This is a genomic window from Collinsella sp. AF33-16, assembly GCF_003475325.1.
In the GTDB taxonomy this organism is placed as follows: Bacteria; Actinomycetota; Coriobacteriia; order Coriobacteriales; family Coriobacteriaceae; genus Collinsella.
The window spans coordinates 139,445-154,532 of record NZ_QRQC01000001.1 but is presented as its reverse complement, the minus strand read 5'-3'; the positions used below and the strand labels follow the sequence as shown (position 1 = coordinate 154,532).

At 61.2% G+C, this 15,088-nt stretch carries 13 protein-coding genes; 7 read left to right on the top strand and 6 right to left on the bottom strand.

Annotated features, from left to right (window positions below; all coding sequences use genetic code 11):
* Positions 1-222: 222 nt before the first annotated feature.
* On the top strand, positions 223-1,986 hold the full coding sequence (locus DWZ52_RS00590; protein ID WP_118384639.1) for a hypothetical protein: 1,764 nt from the start codon (positions 223-225) through the stop codon (positions 1,984-1,986).
* Between the two features lie 343 nt (positions 1,987-2,329).
* On the opposite strand, the gene queA is transcribed toward DWZ52_RS00590, so the two are convergent.
* The 3 genes from queA to DWZ52_RS00575 form a co-directional block, all read right to left on the bottom strand.
* The gene (gene queA / locus DWZ52_RS00585; protein ID WP_118384638.1) at positions 2,330-3,541 is read right to left on the bottom strand and encodes a tRNA preQ1(34) S-adenosylmethionine ribosyltransferase-isomerase QueA; all 1,212 of its coding nucleotides are present in this window, start codon (positions 3,539-3,541) and stop codon (positions 2,330-2,332) included.
* A 70-nt stretch (positions 3,542-3,611) separates the two neighbouring features.
* On the bottom strand, positions 3,612-4,187 hold the full coding sequence (locus DWZ52_RS00580; RefSeq protein WP_118384637.1) for an epoxyqueuosine reductase QueH: 576 nt from the start codon (positions 4,185-4,187) through the stop codon (positions 3,612-3,614).
* Positions 4,188-4,254: 67 nt separating this feature from the next.
* The gene (locus tag DWZ52_RS00575; protein ID WP_117564474.1) at positions 4,255-4,824 is read right to left on the bottom strand and encodes a DUF3267 domain-containing protein; all 570 of its coding nucleotides are present in this window, start codon (positions 4,822-4,824) and stop codon (positions 4,255-4,257) included.
* Between the two features lie 133 nt (positions 4,825-4,957).
* Here DWZ52_RS00575 and DWZ52_RS00570 point away from each other — a divergent pair, with 133 nt between their 5' ends.
* Positions 4,958-7,108: a methionine--tRNA ligase gene (locus tag DWZ52_RS00570; RefSeq protein ID WP_118384636.1), complete on the top strand. Its 2,151-nt coding sequence runs from the start codon at positions 4,958-4,960 to the stop codon at positions 7,106-7,108.
* 36 nt (positions 7,109-7,144) lie between these two features.
* On the top strand, positions 7,145-8,248 hold the full coding sequence (locus DWZ52_RS00565) for an RsmB/NOP family class I SAM-dependent RNA methyltransferase (protein ID WP_118384635.1): 1,104 nt from the start codon (positions 7,145-7,147) through the stop codon (positions 8,246-8,248).
* A gap of 24 nt (positions 8,249-8,272) precedes the next feature.
* Here DWZ52_RS00565 and DWZ52_RS09900 read toward each other — a convergent pair whose 3' ends face one another.
* Positions 8,273-8,443, bottom strand: coding sequence for a hypothetical protein (locus DWZ52_RS09900; protein WP_156333777.1), 171 nt, complete (start codon positions 8,441-8,443; stop codon positions 8,273-8,275).
* 190 nt (positions 8,444-8,633) lie between these two features.
* On the opposite strand from DWZ52_RS09900, the gene DWZ52_RS00560 reads away from it, so the two are divergent.
* On the top strand, positions 8,634-9,725 hold the full coding sequence (locus DWZ52_RS00560; protein ID WP_117639734.1) for a hypothetical protein: 1,092 nt from the start codon (positions 8,634-8,636) through the stop codon (positions 9,723-9,725).
* 80 nt (positions 9,726-9,805) lie between these two features.
* Here the strand turns inward: DWZ52_RS00560 and DWZ52_RS00555 are convergent, their stop codons facing one another.
* Complete coding sequence (locus DWZ52_RS00555; protein ID WP_117634925.1) at positions 9,806-10,696, bottom strand: DegV family protein; 891 nt, start codon at positions 10,694-10,696, stop codon at positions 9,806-9,808.
* A gap of 320 nt (positions 10,697-11,016) precedes the next feature.
* On the opposite strand from DWZ52_RS00555, the gene DWZ52_RS00550 reads away from it, so the two are divergent.
* The 3 genes from DWZ52_RS00550 to DWZ52_RS00540 all read left to right on the top strand — a co-directional run bounded on the left by DWZ52_RS00550 (position 11,017) and on the right by DWZ52_RS00540 (position 14,034).
* On the top strand, positions 11,017-12,933 hold the full coding sequence (locus DWZ52_RS00550) for a fructose-1,6-bisphosphatase (protein ID WP_118384634.1): 1,917 nt from the start codon (positions 11,017-11,019) through the stop codon (positions 12,931-12,933).
* Positions 12,934-13,011: 78 nt separating this feature from the next.
* A complete protein-coding gene (locus tag DWZ52_RS00545; protein ID WP_118384633.1) occupies positions 13,012-13,407 on the top strand; it encodes a GtrA family protein in 396 nt (131 codons plus the stop codon).
* Between the two features lie 219 nt (positions 13,408-13,626).
* Positions 13,627-14,034, top strand: coding sequence for a GtrA family protein (locus DWZ52_RS00540; protein ID WP_055250894.1), 408 nt, complete (start codon positions 13,627-13,629; stop codon positions 14,032-14,034).
* 160 nt (positions 14,035-14,194) lie between these two features.
* Here the strand turns inward: DWZ52_RS00540 and DWZ52_RS00535 are convergent, their stop codons facing one another.
* Positions 14,195-15,079, bottom strand: a complete 885-nt coding sequence (locus DWZ52_RS00535; RefSeq protein WP_233544274.1) for a DUF4430 domain-containing protein — start codon at positions 15,077-15,079, stop codon at positions 14,195-14,197.
* Positions 15,080-15,088: the final 9 nt, after the last annotated feature.

The following is a 15,088-nucleotide window of genomic DNA, read 5'->3' as shown; positions in this document are numbered from 1 at the left end:
AATGCAACTTTAACGGGTTCAAGTGAAAAGAAAAGGCCTCGGCAGGCGAACGGCATAACGTCTTTCGGCGAAGGGATTGTCAAGTACAAACTGGATAAAGTGGCCGAGTTTTTGCTATCGACGCGAGCCATCGAACACGTTTTGAAACTTTGCTGCAGCGCGCGGGATGTCGGCGCGAGACTTTATCATAGGGTGACAAACAACGATGAGGAGCACATGCCTATGACAGACGAGCTGGACCCCCAGACTCAACAGCATATTGATGATTCCGCAGACGTCACTGCAGATGCCGACGCTGTGACCTGCGATGATATTGACCTCGACGACCCCATCTTGGACGAAAGCGCTACGGCGGAAACCCCCGGCGCCGAAGATGCCGGCGAGCAAAACGACGATGCGCCCGCTCAGGACGACGACCCCGTACAGGATGCCGCTCCGCAAGCTGCGGGCCCTATCGAGGTTTCTTCGGAAGAAGAGCTCGACGCCGTCATGGACTCCATGATGGATGCCGTCAAAGCGATGAAAGACGCCGTGGCCGACGCTGACGTTGACGCCGAGGAAGAGGAGGCCGCCGAGGCAGCCTCGACCTTCGTACCCGGCGAGACTCCGGTTGCCGACCAGGGCAGCGCCATGCCCTCGTTTCTGCAGCTCGAGCATCCCACGATTGGCGCCGATGCGGTCGACCCGCACGCAGCAGGCTTTTCTGTGGTCGAGGGCGGCACCGGCAATATCGCCGCGCCGCAGGCTACCGATGCGGACGCTGCCGACACCGCTCGCCCGACCGCCCCGCACTCCCCCGCCGCGAGCCGCGATCTGGGGACCGCCGTTTCGAACACCGCGAACGCCGTGGGCACCTTTATCGCCCAGGGCGCCTCGGCCATGCGCGAGATGAACGCCGCGAAAAAGGCACTTGCCGATGCCCGTGCCCACCTGGCCGAACTTGAGCAGCGCATTGCCGACCAGACCGAGGAACTCGAGACGCGCCAGGATATCGCAGGCCGCTACGACCAGATCGTCGCCGACCAGCGCCAGGCGATTGCCACGGCCCAAAAGACTGCAGCGGCCGCCGAGATTGACCGTGATGCCCACGCCTCCAAAGCGACAGAGCTCAAGGGTCAGCTCGAACAAATGAAGACAGAGGATGACGCGACTGAGCTCCGCCTGAAGGCCGCGCTCGACGCCGTGGAGGCCCGCGAGGCGAGCTCACGCGAGACCGGCAACCGCCTCGTTCGACGTCTTGAGGATTCCAAGCGCATCCGCGACAAGGTGAAGGCAGAGCGAGACGCCGGCATTGCCGCCGCACAACAAACCGTCGACGCCACGCGCGCCCAGCTCGAGACGCTGCGTCATGAGTATGCCGAGCTGCAACGCAATCCCTCGGCAAATCCCGCCAACTATACGGTGCGCACCAGCGAGCTCTCGATGCAGATTTCCGACACGGCAGATGCCCTGCGTAAAGCCGAAGAAGATGTCCCGCGCATCACCGCCGACCTTGAGCACTCGCTTGCCGCAGCCGAGCAGGCCGTCGAGCAGGCTCAAGCCCCTATCGCCGACGCAAAACGCGCGCACCAAGCCGTGACGACCGAAGCCGATGCCGCGCGCGACGAGCTGCAGACGGCGAAGACCGCCGCCGCGACTCGTCAGCGCGAACTGCGCGAGAAGATCGCTGCCGAGGACAAGGCGCGCCGCGACCAGGAGCAGACCATCGCCAACGCCCAAACAGATGCCGCACATGCGCAGTCGATCATCGAACAGGCGACCGAGGTGCACGACCACCCAGAGATCACTGAGTCGCTTGCAGGGTCCTTGGCCCGAGACAAAGCCGAACACACCGAGACCGAGCGAGAAGTCGCCCAGCTCGAGGCCACCGAGGACGCGGTGCGCGAGCGTACCCGCGACTCACGCATCAAATTCACCGGCGCCATCGTCTGCATCGTCGCCGTAGTTCTAGTGATCATCTTGATCTGGCTGTTCGCGAGCAAGTAACCACTCCCCAACGATTACAAGGACTGTCCCCAGGTGCCGGCAAAAAAGGAACGTCCCCAAGTGCCATCTAATGAGAGTGGATAATCTCCCACTTTGAGCCCCCAAGCAGGCCAAAAACGGGAGATTATCCACTCTCATTCTGCAGGCACTCATTTAAGTACGTCCCCAATGAGTACCTGCCGATGCTTTGGCAAAGTCAGCGAAAACGCCCCTAAGCGAGCAAGGTGACGTGAAAGAGGGGGGGGCATTGACCTTCTGGTCATGCCCGACGATTGAACGTCAGATTGCCGCTTAGGGGGGTTTGCAGCGTCGGCCGGTTACGGCGTTTGTAAAACGCCGTAACCTACAAAATGAGCATCGCGTCGCCAAAGCTGAAGAAGCGGTAGCGCTCTTCGATAGCAGCGGCGTAGGCATCCATGATCTGGTCGCGGGTGGCAAGCGCGCTTACGAGCATCATGAGCGTGGAGCGCGGCACGTGGAAGTTCGTGATCAGCGCGTCGACCACGTGATAGGTCGAGCCGGGCATGAGGTAGAGCTGCGTCGTAGCGTTCTCGCGCGCCACGATGTCGCCGCGGCCGAGCGTATCGGCCCCATCCTCGCGGCCCTCAAAATAGTGCGCCGTCACGGCCGGATCGGACACCGGTGCCTCAGCGTCAAAGGCGCTCTCGAGCGAGCGTACTGCGGTGGTGCCGACGGCGATCACGCGGTGCCCCTCGGCCTTCGCCTTATGCACGGCGTCGACAACCTCCTGTGACACGTGGTAGCGCTCGGTGTGCATGACGTGCTGCGTGGGGTCATCCTCCTCCACCAGACGGAAGGTATCAATACCCACCTCGAGCTCGACGGCGGCAAACTTCGCGCCCTTGGCCTCGATAGCGGCCATGAGCTCGGGGGTAAAGTGCAGACCCGCCGTAGGAGCGGCAGCCGAGTGCTCCTCCTTCATGGCGTAGACGGTCTGGTACTTCTCGGGATCGCCCTCGTAATCGGTAATGTAGGGCGGCAGCGGCACGTGACCGGCAGCATGAATGGCCTCGTCGAGCGTGCGCGGCTCGCCGGCGGCATTGCAGCCGGCCGGCTCAAAGCGCACCAGACGGCCTCCGCGGCTATCGGTGACAAAGTCGATGACCTCGGCCGTCAGCACCACGGGAGCCCCCTCGGGCGCATGGGCGCCACCGGCGCGATACTCAATCTGAGCACCGGGCTTCAGGCGCTTGCCCGGCTTGACCAGGCACTCCCAAACGTGGCCCAGCGGGTCAACATCCTCACGGCGCTTGAGCAGCAGCGTCTCGACCACGCCACCCGAGCCGGCTTTGCGACCGATCAGGCGGGCCGGCATCACACGCGTCTTGTTGATGACGAGCACATCGCCCGGCTCGATATAGTCGATGATGTCGCGGAAGATGCGGTGCTCAACGGTACCGCCGTGCTCCAGCGGCTTCCCCGCCTGGGAGCCTTTGCGATCCACCACCAGCAGGCGGCAGGAGTCGCGCGGCTCGGCAGGAGCCTGGGCAATCAGTTCCTCAGGAAGGTTGTAGTCAAAATCATCGGTACGCATAGACACGTCGGATACTCCTTATATAGCTAAAGTCCGCTCTACATCCTAGCAGGCTGACGTCCCAAACGAACTACTTTTTGGCGGCTTTGCGCTCGTCGCGGATGCGGGCGCGATCCATGGCCGCCTCGACCGCCGAGAAACGGCAGCCGCAGTAATTCTGCCGATACATGCCCAGCTCACGCGAACGGCGCGCAGCCTCGGGATAATACGGGCGAAAATCGCGAATCACCGGGGTGAGACCGCGGGCGGCAGCCAGACGCTCCAAAACATCATTGCAGGTATCGAACAGCTGATACGGCGAGACGGCGAGCGTCGTGCCCACAAACTCAAACCCGCGCTCCTGGGCCACGCGGCACGCCTCGGCCAAGCGCAGGGCATAGCACGAGCGACAGCGACGGGGCCGATCGGCACCCAGCGGGGCCACGCCGGCCTCCCAGCGCTCGCGGTCCTCCCCCGCCTCGATGAGCTCGATGTCGCCATCGGCACACCACCGGCGCAGCTCGTCCAGACGCCGCCGCCATTCATCGCGCGGTTGAATATTGGGATTGGTCCAGCAAATCGTGGGCTCAAACCCCTCCTCGCGCAGCAGGCGAACCGGCTCAAGCGAGCATGGTGCACAGCACGCATGCAGCAACAACGACTTCATCGACATCCCCGTCCCAGAAAACTCACCCCGACATCATGGCAGCTAAAATAGCCCCGTCCCAAAAAGACTACTTTGCGAAAAAGCGCACGCCAAAGGACGTATCCTCGCAGGCGACGATACGGCGGTCGCGCAGAATGGTCCGCACGTAATACCAATCACCCACACAGCCCGACAAGTGCAGACCAGCCGCCAGGTAGCACAGCAGCGGATAGTCCGAGAACGCAAACCCCAGGGCAAATGCTGTCGTCACAACAACCGTCGGCGCCAGGCAAACCGCCATGTACCGCCGGCGCGAATACACAACGCCCTCGGCGCAGGCATAGATCATCGCCGTCTCGCGATTCGCCCCAAAGGTCACCTGCGCGCCCGCAGGCGCCAGCAGCTTAAAAAACACCGCATGCACCAGCTCGTGCACGGCAAACGATGCCATTGAGACCGCAGCCAAGCCGACTATCCAGCCCACGACAGCCATCCAGCCGCCCGCCTCAGCCGCGTCCAAGTCCGCAGGCCCGCCCAACAGCATAAACACCGGCACCAGGCACACGGCAAACACCGCGATCACGGCCATCCCCCACACGAAGCAAGCGTGTAGAAAATCCTCGTCCTCAAACGCATGTATGTTGGAAATCTCATTCATAGCATCTTAGGATAGCGCCCCTGCCACGCACCCGCCCGCATGTGCGATAATGTCGAACGATATGCACGAATTGACCACCGCGCCGCCGAACCCCGTGCCCGGCCGCGCTCTTACCTATATGCGAAGGAGTCCCATGGCATCCAAATACTCCATGAACGACCGTCCCAGCTGGCCGCGCCGCGCCATCGTTACCGCCGGCGAGCCCTACGGCAACAAGGGTCTGCACTTTGGCCACGTCGGCGGCGTCTTTGTCCCGGCCGACTTCTTCGCCCGCTTCCTGCGCGACCGCCTGGGCCGCGAAAACGTCATCTTCACCTCGGGCACCGACTGCTACGGTTCGCCCATCATGGAGAGCTACCGCAAGCTCAAGGAGAACGAGGGCTACGGCAAGTCCATCGGCGAGTATGTCGAGTCCAATCACTCCCGCCAGGCCGCGACCCTCAACAACTACAACATCAGCTGCGACATCTACGGCGGCTCGGGCCTTGAGCCGGCGGCCCAGATCCACAACGAGGTGACTGCCGAGATTATCGAGCGCCTGCACGAGCAGGGCACCATCTCCAAGCGCTCCACGCTGCAGTTCTACGATGCCAAGGCCGGCACGTTCCTCAACGGCCGCCAGGTCATCGGCCGCTGCCCCATCCAGGGCTGCAAGTCCGAGAAGGCTTATGCCGACGAGTGCGATCTGGGCCACCAGTTTGAGCCCGAGGAGCTCATCGCGCCCAAGAGCCAGCTCACCGGCGAGGTGCCCGAGCTGCGCCCGGTCGACAATCTCTACTTTGACCTGCCGGCCTACCTCGACTTTATGAAGACCTACACCGCCAAGCTCGCCCAGAACCCGCAGGTTCGCTCCGTGGTCTCCAAGACCATGGAGGAGTGGCTGCTGCCGGCTCAGCTCTACATCCAGAACAAGTTCCGCGAGGCCTTCGATGCCGTCGAGGACCAGCTCCCCGAGCACACCGTGCTGGAGTCCGAGGGCAACAAGAGCAGCTTTACCGTCACCTTCCCCAGCTGGAAGGAGCGCGACGACGCCCACGCGGTGCTCGCCAACGGTGGCGTGCGCTTCCGCAGCGGCAAGGCACTCGTGCCCTTCCGCATCACCGGCAACATCGACTGGGGCGTTCCGGTGCCCGAGGTCGATGGCGTCTCCGACGTCACCTGCTGGTGCTGGCCCGAGAGCCTGTGGGCGCCCATCAGCTATACGCGTACCGTGCTCGCGCGCGATGCCAAGGCCGCCGGCGTGACCGAGGGCGTCGCCGCCCAGGATGCCGCCCTCATGGGCGAGCCCGCCGCCGACTCCACGCAGGTGCCCGCACCCACCTACCAGCACAGCTCGCTCGACTGGCGCGACTGGTGGTGCTCTGACGACGCTCAGATTTACCAGTTCATCGGTCAGGACAACATCTATTTCTACTGCATCGCGCAGACCGCCATGTGGGAGGCCCTGGGCTGGGACCTCACGCAGAGCACCGTCAGCGCCTGCTACCACCTGCTCTACATGGGCAAAAAGGCCAGCTCGTCCTCGCAGACGCCTCCCCCGCCGGCAGACGACCTGCTCAACCACTACACCTGCGAGCAGATGCGCGCGCACTGGCTGTCGCTCGGCCTATCCGAAAAGCCGGTGAGCTTTAGCCCCAAGGCATACGACACGCGTGTGACCGGCAAGGACAAGGACGGCAACGAGGTACGCGCCTGCGACGACAAGCGCGTTATCGACCCGGCCCTTAAGGAGAGCGCGCTGCTGACCGGCGTGTTCAACCGTCTGGCCCGCAGCTGCTTCTACGGCGTCGCCGTCAAGGAAGGCGACGAGAGCCCCTACCGCAACGGCTGCATCCCCGCCGGTGCCGCTTCTGACACCGTGGTCGAAGCCGCCCAGCAGGCAGCCCTCGCCTTTGAGCAGGCCATGTACAAGTTCGAGACGCACCGCGCGCTTGCCGTGTGCGACGACTACCTGCGCGCCGCCAACAAGCGCTGGAGCGACGCCTCCAAGGCCGCCAACAAGCTCGAGGGCGAGCCGGCCAATGCCGCGATGACGCAGGCCCTTGTCGACGCCTTTACCGAGCTGCGCGTGGCGACCGTCCTGATGCACGGTATTGTGCCGGCCGGCTGCGAGCTCATCTGCGAGTACTTCGACGTCGACCCGGTCGCTTTCTTTAGCTGGGATAACATCTTTGCCTCCACGGACGAGTTCGTGGAGATCCTGGGCGAGAAGCCCGGCGAGCACCGCGTGAAGCCGCTGCCCCCGCGCTTCGACTTCTTTAGCAAGCACGAGAGCCAGTACTAAACACTCGACATGTAATGGAATGGGAAGGAAAGACGGATGTCCAAGCCGCGTCGTCGTAAGCAGAAAAAACAGGTCAAGGCCGAGCTCAAGCTCAGGCAGTTTGCCGCCACCGAGCTTTCCGACCAGCTTGCCGCCCTTCCTTGCGCCGCCGACCTGCCGCGCTTTATGGTCGACACGGTCGCCGGCGCCTATGCGCCCGCCGATGCCGAGCTCATGATCGAGGGCTTCGGCGCCGCGGCCACACGCCCGGTCACGCTGCGCGCCAACACGCTCAAGGCAACCGCCGAGGACATCGCTGCGGCGCTCGATGCCGCCGGCATCGCCCACAACCCCGTCACCTGGTACCCAGACGCCTTCATCCTGCCCGAGGCCCAGGTTTCCGATCTGTGGGATCTCGGCATCTACCGCGACGGCAAGATCTACCTGCAGAGCTTGTCGTCCATGATGCCGCCGCTGGTCCTGGGCGCACAGGCAGGCGAGGACATCCTGGACATGTGCGCAGCCCCTGGCGGCAAGACGACGCAGATCGCCGCCCTCACGCAGGGGCAGGCGCACCTTACCGCCTGCGAGATGAGCATTCCCCGCGCCGAGAAGCTCGAAGCCAACCTCCACCGCCAAGGCGCAAAAAACGTGCCCGTCATGCGCACCGACGCACGCGAGCTCGACGAGTTCTTCCGCTTTGACCGCATCCTGCTCGACGCTCCCTGCACCGGCACGGGCACCGTCATCAGCGGCAACGAGAAAAGCCTGCGCGGCCTGACCGAGCAGCTGCTCGTCAAATGCGCCCGCTCGCAGCGTGCGCTTCTGGACCGCGCCATGGGAGCCCTCAAACCGGGCGGCACGCTCGTCTATTCGACTTGTTCGATCTTGCCGCAGGAAGACGAGGACGCCCTGCAAGAAGCCCTCGACAAGCATATGGACTGCGAGCTCATCCCCCTCGACGGCACGCCAAGCGAAAGTGAGGCACGCCGTGCCCAGGAAGCTGGTGAGGAGCCGCGCATCGAGTCCAACGCCCTGACCGAGGCCATTGCCGCGGGTCAGGTATCGGCCATCGCCAACGGCCTGCCCGGCACGCTCACCATTCCGCCCAGCCGCGAATTTGAGGGCTTCTACATTGCCCTGATCCGAAAACGCAGCTAGCGCACGGATCCAAAACTCAACAAGCTATCTCCGTGCGCGTTTGCCCTGCTGGTCGCGATGCTGTTTAAGCATCGTGCGCTCCTTGCGTTCGGCCCTTTTGCCCTTAATGGCCGTGACCACAAAGTAGATGACCGCGGCGGCTACGATTGCGCCCACGCATAGGCCAATCGAGCCCAACATTGCCGAAAATTCCATACCGCGTCACCTCTCTTTTAAACGGGACTTTCAAGATAGCACCTCGATCACCGCCACCACAGCTCCTTCACGTTCGCCGCCCTTCGGTCTAACGGAGGACGCGGCGGGGAAAAATCAACTCGTCAAACGATTTAGCATTCGCTATTCCGGCTGCATCGCGCCGGCCGTCATCACATAGAATCGAGCTTCCATGGATACCCTCAACGATCTAAATGAGCGCGTCGACGCCTTCGTCGGCACCAGCTCTTTCGACACGCCTGCCGCGGCAAACGACCAAGCCCCCATCGATGTGCCCGCCGAGGTTCACGAGGACATTGTCGCCTCGGTCGATTTCTCCGAGGTCGAGCTCGCAGACGAGTTCACCGAACCCCAGGTAGCTGTGACCCCCAACGGACTGCTTCCCATGGAGCCGCTGCCCATCGACGGGCGCCTGCGCAAGGCGGCCCTTCGCATGCCTGACGAGATTGAGGAGGCCAGCGGCTTCACGCTCTTCGGCCGTCGTATCAAATCGCTCATCTACACCACCGACGTCGCGGTCATCCGCAACTCCAACGCCGATGCCGTCTTTGCCGTTTACCCCTTCACGCCGCAGCCCGCCATTACGCAGGCGTTGCTGACCGTCGCCGAGTGCCCGGTCTTCGTAGGCGTGGGCGGTGGCACCACCACCGGCAAGCGCTCCGTTCAGATGGCAGCCGTCTCCGAGATGCAGGGCGCGGCGGGCTGTGTGGTCAACTCCCCCGCCACCGCCGAGATGGTCGAGCACATCACCAACATCGCCGACATCCCCGTCATCGCCACGGTCGTACGTTGCGACGACGATGCTCACGCAAAGGTGCGCGCCGGCGCCAAGATTCTTAACATCGCCGCTGGCAAAAACACGCCGCAGGTCCTGCGTGAACTGCGCGAGCACTATCCCAACCTGCCGCTCATCGCGCCGGGCGGCAAGACGCCCGAGAGCATCCGCGAGACCATCGCCGCCGGCGCCAACGCCATCATCTGGACGCCGCCTTCGGCACAGCAGCTACAGACCGACATGATGCAGCGTTATCGCAAGATGAAGGAAGACGCCACGCCCGTTATCTCGCGCGACGATGTGCCCATTATCGACCAGGTCGCCGCCGCCGAAGTCAGCCAGGTCGAGAACATGAATCCCGACGTGCCGATTCCCGACGAGGTCATCGAGCGCGTCGCTTCGATCCACGAGCGCGTCGAGGAGCGTCGCGCCAACCGCGGGCTCAAGCCCTCACTGCACGGCTTTTTCTTCCGAGGAAAGAAACGCTAGCAAAACATCTTGGCCCGCCCCACAAACGTGAGGCGGGCCGTTTTCGTTTGGGCAATCATGCAGCGATGTGATGGGGCAAACTAATCCACGCGCTTGTCGCCCATAAAGAAGAGCGCCACCGTACCAGGTCCGGTATGCGAGCCAATCAGAGTACCGATGTTATTGATCTCAATCTTGCCTTTAAGCTGCGGAACCTGTTCCTCAATCAGCGCCGCAACTGCCTCGGCATCCTCGCGGCACGCCGAGTGCGACATGATGCACTTACCCGAATAATCCGCACCGTCCTGCACGTGTGCCATCATGGTCTTAGCCATCTCGGAAATCGCGCGCTTCTTAGTGCGAATCTTCTCACGTGGCGACAGCTTACCTTCGCAATCGACCGTCATAAGTGGGCAAATCTTAAGCGCCGTGCCGATGATTGCGCTCGCAGCCGAAATGCGACCGCCGCGCAGGTAGCTCGACAGATCGGTCGAGAAGAACCAGTGGTGCAGGTTGAGTTTGTGCTCCTCGATCCAGGCGGCCGTCTCGTCGAGTGAAGCCCCGCTATCGCGCACGTCGGCGGCACATTCCGCCAGCAGGCCAAAGCCCGAAGACGCTGCCAGCGAATCGATGACGCGCACCTTGCCGCCCTGGGGATAGCGATCCGCGAGCATCTGCGCCGCAACGCAGGCCGATCCATACGTGCCCGAAATACCCGACGACAACGTCAGGTGCAGCACGTCTTTACCCTCGGCAACAAACGGCTCCCAAAACTCCTCGTACTCGCCCACGCTCACCTGAGACGTCTTGGGCATGGCGCCTGCGGCAATCTGGGCAAAAAACTCGTCCGGCGTAATCGACTGATACAGATCGTCCGTATAGACAACATCGTCGATCTCGTAATGAAAACACACGACAGGGATATTGCGCGACGCAAAGAACTCACGGGTTCGGTCGGCGGCGGATTCACAGGTCAGGACAAAATCACTCATATGAGGCTCCTTACTCATTGCTGCGCAAATTATCGCACAGTGAGCCTACATACGGTACATATGTCCACTATTTACCAAATCGAACCATTTGTATTGATTATCTTTATCATGAACATCCTCATCCCCGCCATGGGCCAACGTGGGCAAAATCACCCGCTTCGTCTCCACTCAACCGCCATATCTACCTCAACTAAATCGATTTACCAAACCGTTCAGCCGACAATTCAGCCGCCGGCGCAAAATCGAAACAAAGCCGGCGCATACTGGTAAACGCTTGACGCTGTTTTATCAGTTTTACCATCCATATCGGAAGGTGTTTCATGGTCGCATTCGATCGCAATCCGCAAGACTTTAAATATCTGCGTCTGTTGTCGAGACAATTTCCCACCGAGCAATCCGCGTTTACCGAAATTATCAATCTCTCGGCCATTCTCAACCTGCCCAAAGGCACCGAGCATTTTATGAGCGACGTGCATGGCGAGTACGAAGCCTTTATGCACATCCTCAACAACTGTTCGGGCGTCGTGCGCGAACATGTCGACGAGATTTTTGGCGACACGCTCACGTTTGACGAAAAGGGCGAGCTGTGCACGCTCATCTACTACCCGCGCGAGAAGATCGAGCTGGTCCGCAGCAAGCGCGAGGACTCGCCCACCTGGTACAAGACCATGCTCGACCAACTCATTGTGGTTGCCCGCTCGCTTTCGAGCCGCTATACGCGCTCCAAGGTGCGTAAGGCCATCCCGCGCGATTACGCCTACATCATCGACGAGTTGCTGCACACGCATCCGGACGAGAACAACTATCGCGTGCGCTATCACGAGCGCATTATCGAATCCATCTTGGAGACCGCAAGCGCCGACGACTTTATCGAGTCGCTCGCCTCGCTCATCAAGCGCCTCGCCGTCGACCATCTGCACTTGGTGGGCGACATCTTCGACCGCGGTGGCGGCGCGGCCAAGATTATGGACCGCCTGCTCACCTATCATTCGCTCGACATTCAGTGGGGCAACCACGACCTGCTGTGGATGGGCGCCGCTGCCGGCGAGCCCGCCTGCATCGCCACGGTGCTGCGCAACAACCTGCGCTACGACAACTACGAGATTCTCGAAAACGACTATGGCATCTCGCTGCGCGAGCTTGTCGCCTTCGCCGACGCCACCTATATCGCCGGCGAGCCCATCAGCCCGCTGATCAAAGCCATCAACGTCCTGCTCTTTAAGCTCGAGGGCCAGATTATCCAGCGTCACCCGGAGTTCGACATGGCCGACCGCCTGCTGCTCGACAAGGTCGATCACGACGCCGGCACGGTCACTCTCGCCGACGGCAGCGTATGGCCGCTCACGACCAACGACTTCCCCACCGTCGATCCGGCGGACCCCTACACGCTCACACCCGAGGAGCAGCACATCATCGACAAGCTCGTGTCCGAGTTTGTCACCGCCGATCACCTACATCGCCACATCGATTTCCTCTATACCCACGGCTCCATGTATAAGGTCGCCAACGGCAATCTGCTCTTCCACGGCTGCGTGCCGCTCAACGAAGACGGCACCTTTAGCAGCATGAACTGCCTGGGTACCTGGCACGCCGGTCGCGATTATTTTGATTTTTGCGACCATATCGCCCGCCGCGCCTGGCGCGTCGGCGACCGCGATGCCCTCGACTGGATGTGGTACCTGTGGATCGGCTTTAACTCACCCGCCAGCGGACGCGTGGTGCGTACCTTCGAGCGCGCCTACATTGCCGACAAGAGCACGTGGGTCGAGCCGATGGACCCGTACTATACGCTCACCACGTCCTCGTCCGTTTGCGACGACATCATGCGCGAGTTTGGCGTCGTCCCTATGGCCTGTTCGCCGACAGGACACATCATCAACGGCCACACCCCGGTCAAGACCACCAAGGGCGAGCAGCCCATCCGCGCCAACGGTAAGCTGCTGGTCATCGACGGCGGTTTCTGTCGCGCCTACCACCCCAAAACGGGCATCGCCGGCTACACGCTTATCTCGAGCTCGCGCGGCTGTCGCCTTAAGTCACACCAAGCCTTTACCACCGTTGCCGAGGCGCTCACCCGCAACATCGATATCGAAAGCGAGACCAACCGCTTTGACGAGGCCGACCGTCGCCGCATGGTGAGCGACACCGATACGGGTGCCAAGATCCGCAGCCAAATCCAGGACCTGCGCCAGCTGCTCGATGCATATAGAAACGGTGCTATCGAGGAGCGTGCCTAGCTCCACTCGTGGGGATTGGCTAAACTTGCTTGGTTTGTCATCCCCACGGCGCTGCGGCGCCACCCTAAGGCAGGTACCATGCAAAAGCTCCTTGCGCAGATCATGAAGTTTGGCGTCGTCGGTGTCATTGCCACGATCATCGACTTTGGCATTATGAATCTGCTCCACTACGGTCTGGGCCTTAACATCCTAATCGCCAATACCAGCGGCTTTATCGTCTCGCTCATCTTTAACTACCTCGCAAGCATGAAGTATGTGTTTGCGCACAAGGAGGGTATGAGTCGCCGCCGCGAGTTCATTATCTTTGTCGTGCTGTCCGTGATCGGCTTGGCGCTCAACGACGGTATCGTGCTGGCGCTCAACGCCGGCCTGGGGCTCGAGGCCAATATCGCCAAGATTTGCGCCACCGCGCTTGTTATGGTCTACAACTTTGTGACCCGAAAGATCTTCCTGGAGGGCGACGAGACCAAGTAGCTCGACCTCCTCCTTGCACTACGGGGCCCACGGACGGCGCGCGTCGAACGCTGCGTTGTTCGTGGGCCTTGCTCGTTTACGGAAGGATTTACGACGTTTGCGGATTGTCTCTTGCAAATTTGACGAGTTCGTATAGTTCTTGGCAAAGCCCTTACGTTTCCCTTGCAAAAGCTCTAAAGTATCCCCTGCTCGATTCATCAACGCATTGGATGTGATTACGTGCGCAAGGCACTGGCACAACCTCATACCAAGCAGTTCCTCAAGTTCGCTGTCGTGGGTCTTATCTCCTTTGGCATCGACTGGGGTATGCTCATTGCGCTCGTCGAGCTGTTTCACCTCGACTTTTTGATGAGCACCACGGTCTCGTTTACCACCTCCGTTGTGGTCAACTACTGGCTCAGCATGAAGTACGTGTTCGACCACCGCGAGGGCATGAGCCGCAAGCGCGAGTTCACGATCTTCACCATCCTGTCGGTGATCGGCCTGGGCCTCAACGACCTATACATGTTTGTGGGCGTCACGTTTTTGAGCATCGGCTACCAGGCCATGAAGGCCATCGCCACGTTCCTCGTCACCTGGTACAACTACTTCAGCCGTCGCTTCTTTCTCGAGGGCGCACGGTCGTAGTCGATTCGCTATTTGCTTGAATGTATAACCGGTTGGAATTCCCATTCCAACCGGTTTTTTTGTTTGCCGAGAGACCCGGCGACCCAATCCCATCCGCATGAAAAACGGGCGGCCCGGATGTTTGTCCGAACCGCCCGTCTGGCGCGCTATGTCGAAGCCTCTAGCCTGTAACGTAATACCAGACCACGTTGTCGCCGTTGGAGAGAACGTAGTTGCTGCAGGCCGTCATGGGCGTTGTGCCGTTGACGGAGTACATCCAGCCGCTCGTGCCGCCGTACTGTTTCTCGGCCAAACCACCAATCGCAGAAACATACGTGCCGTACGACGAGCCATGTGCGTTGACAGAAAGGCCCAGCGCGCACAGGGCATCGTAGACGGTAGCGCCTTCGTTAAAGGTAAAGGTGCCACCAGAAGACACAGGATTGCCCACAGCGCTCGATGTGACCGAAACCGTCACCGTTACGTAGCTGGACTCCTGCGAGCCGCTCTGGCCGCCCGAGGGAGCGCTTCCGCCATTAGAGCTGGAGGCTCCATCAGACGACTGACCGCCGCCCGAAGAAGCACCGCCAGACACATTGGAAGTATCGCCGGCTCCCGTATTCTGGGCAGCGGATTTATCTCCAGACTTCTTGCCGTCCCGACCATCGGACTTCTTGCTATCCGAGCTTTTATCCGATTCCTTGTTTGAAGACTCGGAATCGTCCTTGGACTGATCTTTTGCGTCATTCGATGACTTGGAATCCTCGGAACTGGCCTCGCCCGAAGTCGTAGTCGAGCCAGACGCCTTGGTGTCCTTGGTGACGACGCTCTCCCCCGTCACGGTCTGAACGAGCCAGTCAATGGACCAGGCGCCGCTCTCGGAAGGATGGACGAAGCCCAGCGATATGACAATCAGCGCAACGCACGCGGCAATCAGAACGCCAAGAAGCGCCTTCCGTCGAGGGGCGGACGCCGCCGAAGCGGCGCCCTGTTGCTTTGCATCGTCGAACTGAATGAACGAGGAATTTGGTTGCTTGGGGTCAGCGTCCTTGGATTTATTGGACACAGCCCTCAC

Coding starts and splice junctions, on each gene's coding strand:
- DWZ52_RS00590 (WP_118384639.1), top strand. CDS start 223: ATGACAGACGAGCTGGACCCCCAGACTCAACAGCATATTGATGATTCC.
- queA (WP_118384638.1), bottom strand. CDS start 3,541: ATGCGTACCGATGATTTTGACTACAACCTTCCTGAGGAACTGATTGCC.
- DWZ52_RS00580 (WP_118384637.1), bottom strand. CDS start 4,187: ATGAAGTCGTTGTTGCTGCATGCGTGCTGTGCACCATGCTCGCTTGAG.
- DWZ52_RS00575 (WP_117564474.1), bottom strand. CDS start 4,824: ATGAATGAGATTTCCAACATACATGCGTTTGAGGACGAGGATTTTCTA.
- DWZ52_RS00570 (WP_118384636.1), top strand. CDS start 4,958: ATGGCATCCAAATACTCCATGAACGACCGTCCCAGCTGGCCGCGCCGC.
- DWZ52_RS00565 (WP_118384635.1), top strand. CDS start 7,145: ATGTCCAAGCCGCGTCGTCGTAAGCAGAAAAAACAGGTCAAGGCCGAG.
- DWZ52_RS09900 (WP_156333777.1), bottom strand. CDS start 8,443: ATGGAATTTTCGGCAATGTTGGGCTCGATTGGCCTATGCGTGGGCGCA.
- DWZ52_RS00560 (WP_117639734.1), top strand. CDS start 8,634: ATGGATACCCTCAACGATCTAAATGAGCGCGTCGACGCCTTCGTCGGC.
- DWZ52_RS00555 (WP_117634925.1), bottom strand. CDS start 10,696: ATGAGTGATTTTGTCCTGACCTGTGAATCCGCCGCCGACCGAACCCGT.
- DWZ52_RS00550 (WP_118384634.1), top strand. CDS start 11,017: ATGGTCGCATTCGATCGCAATCCGCAAGACTTTAAATATCTGCGTCTG.
- DWZ52_RS00545 (WP_118384633.1), top strand. CDS start 13,012: ATGCAAAAGCTCCTTGCGCAGATCATGAAGTTTGGCGTCGTCGGTGTC.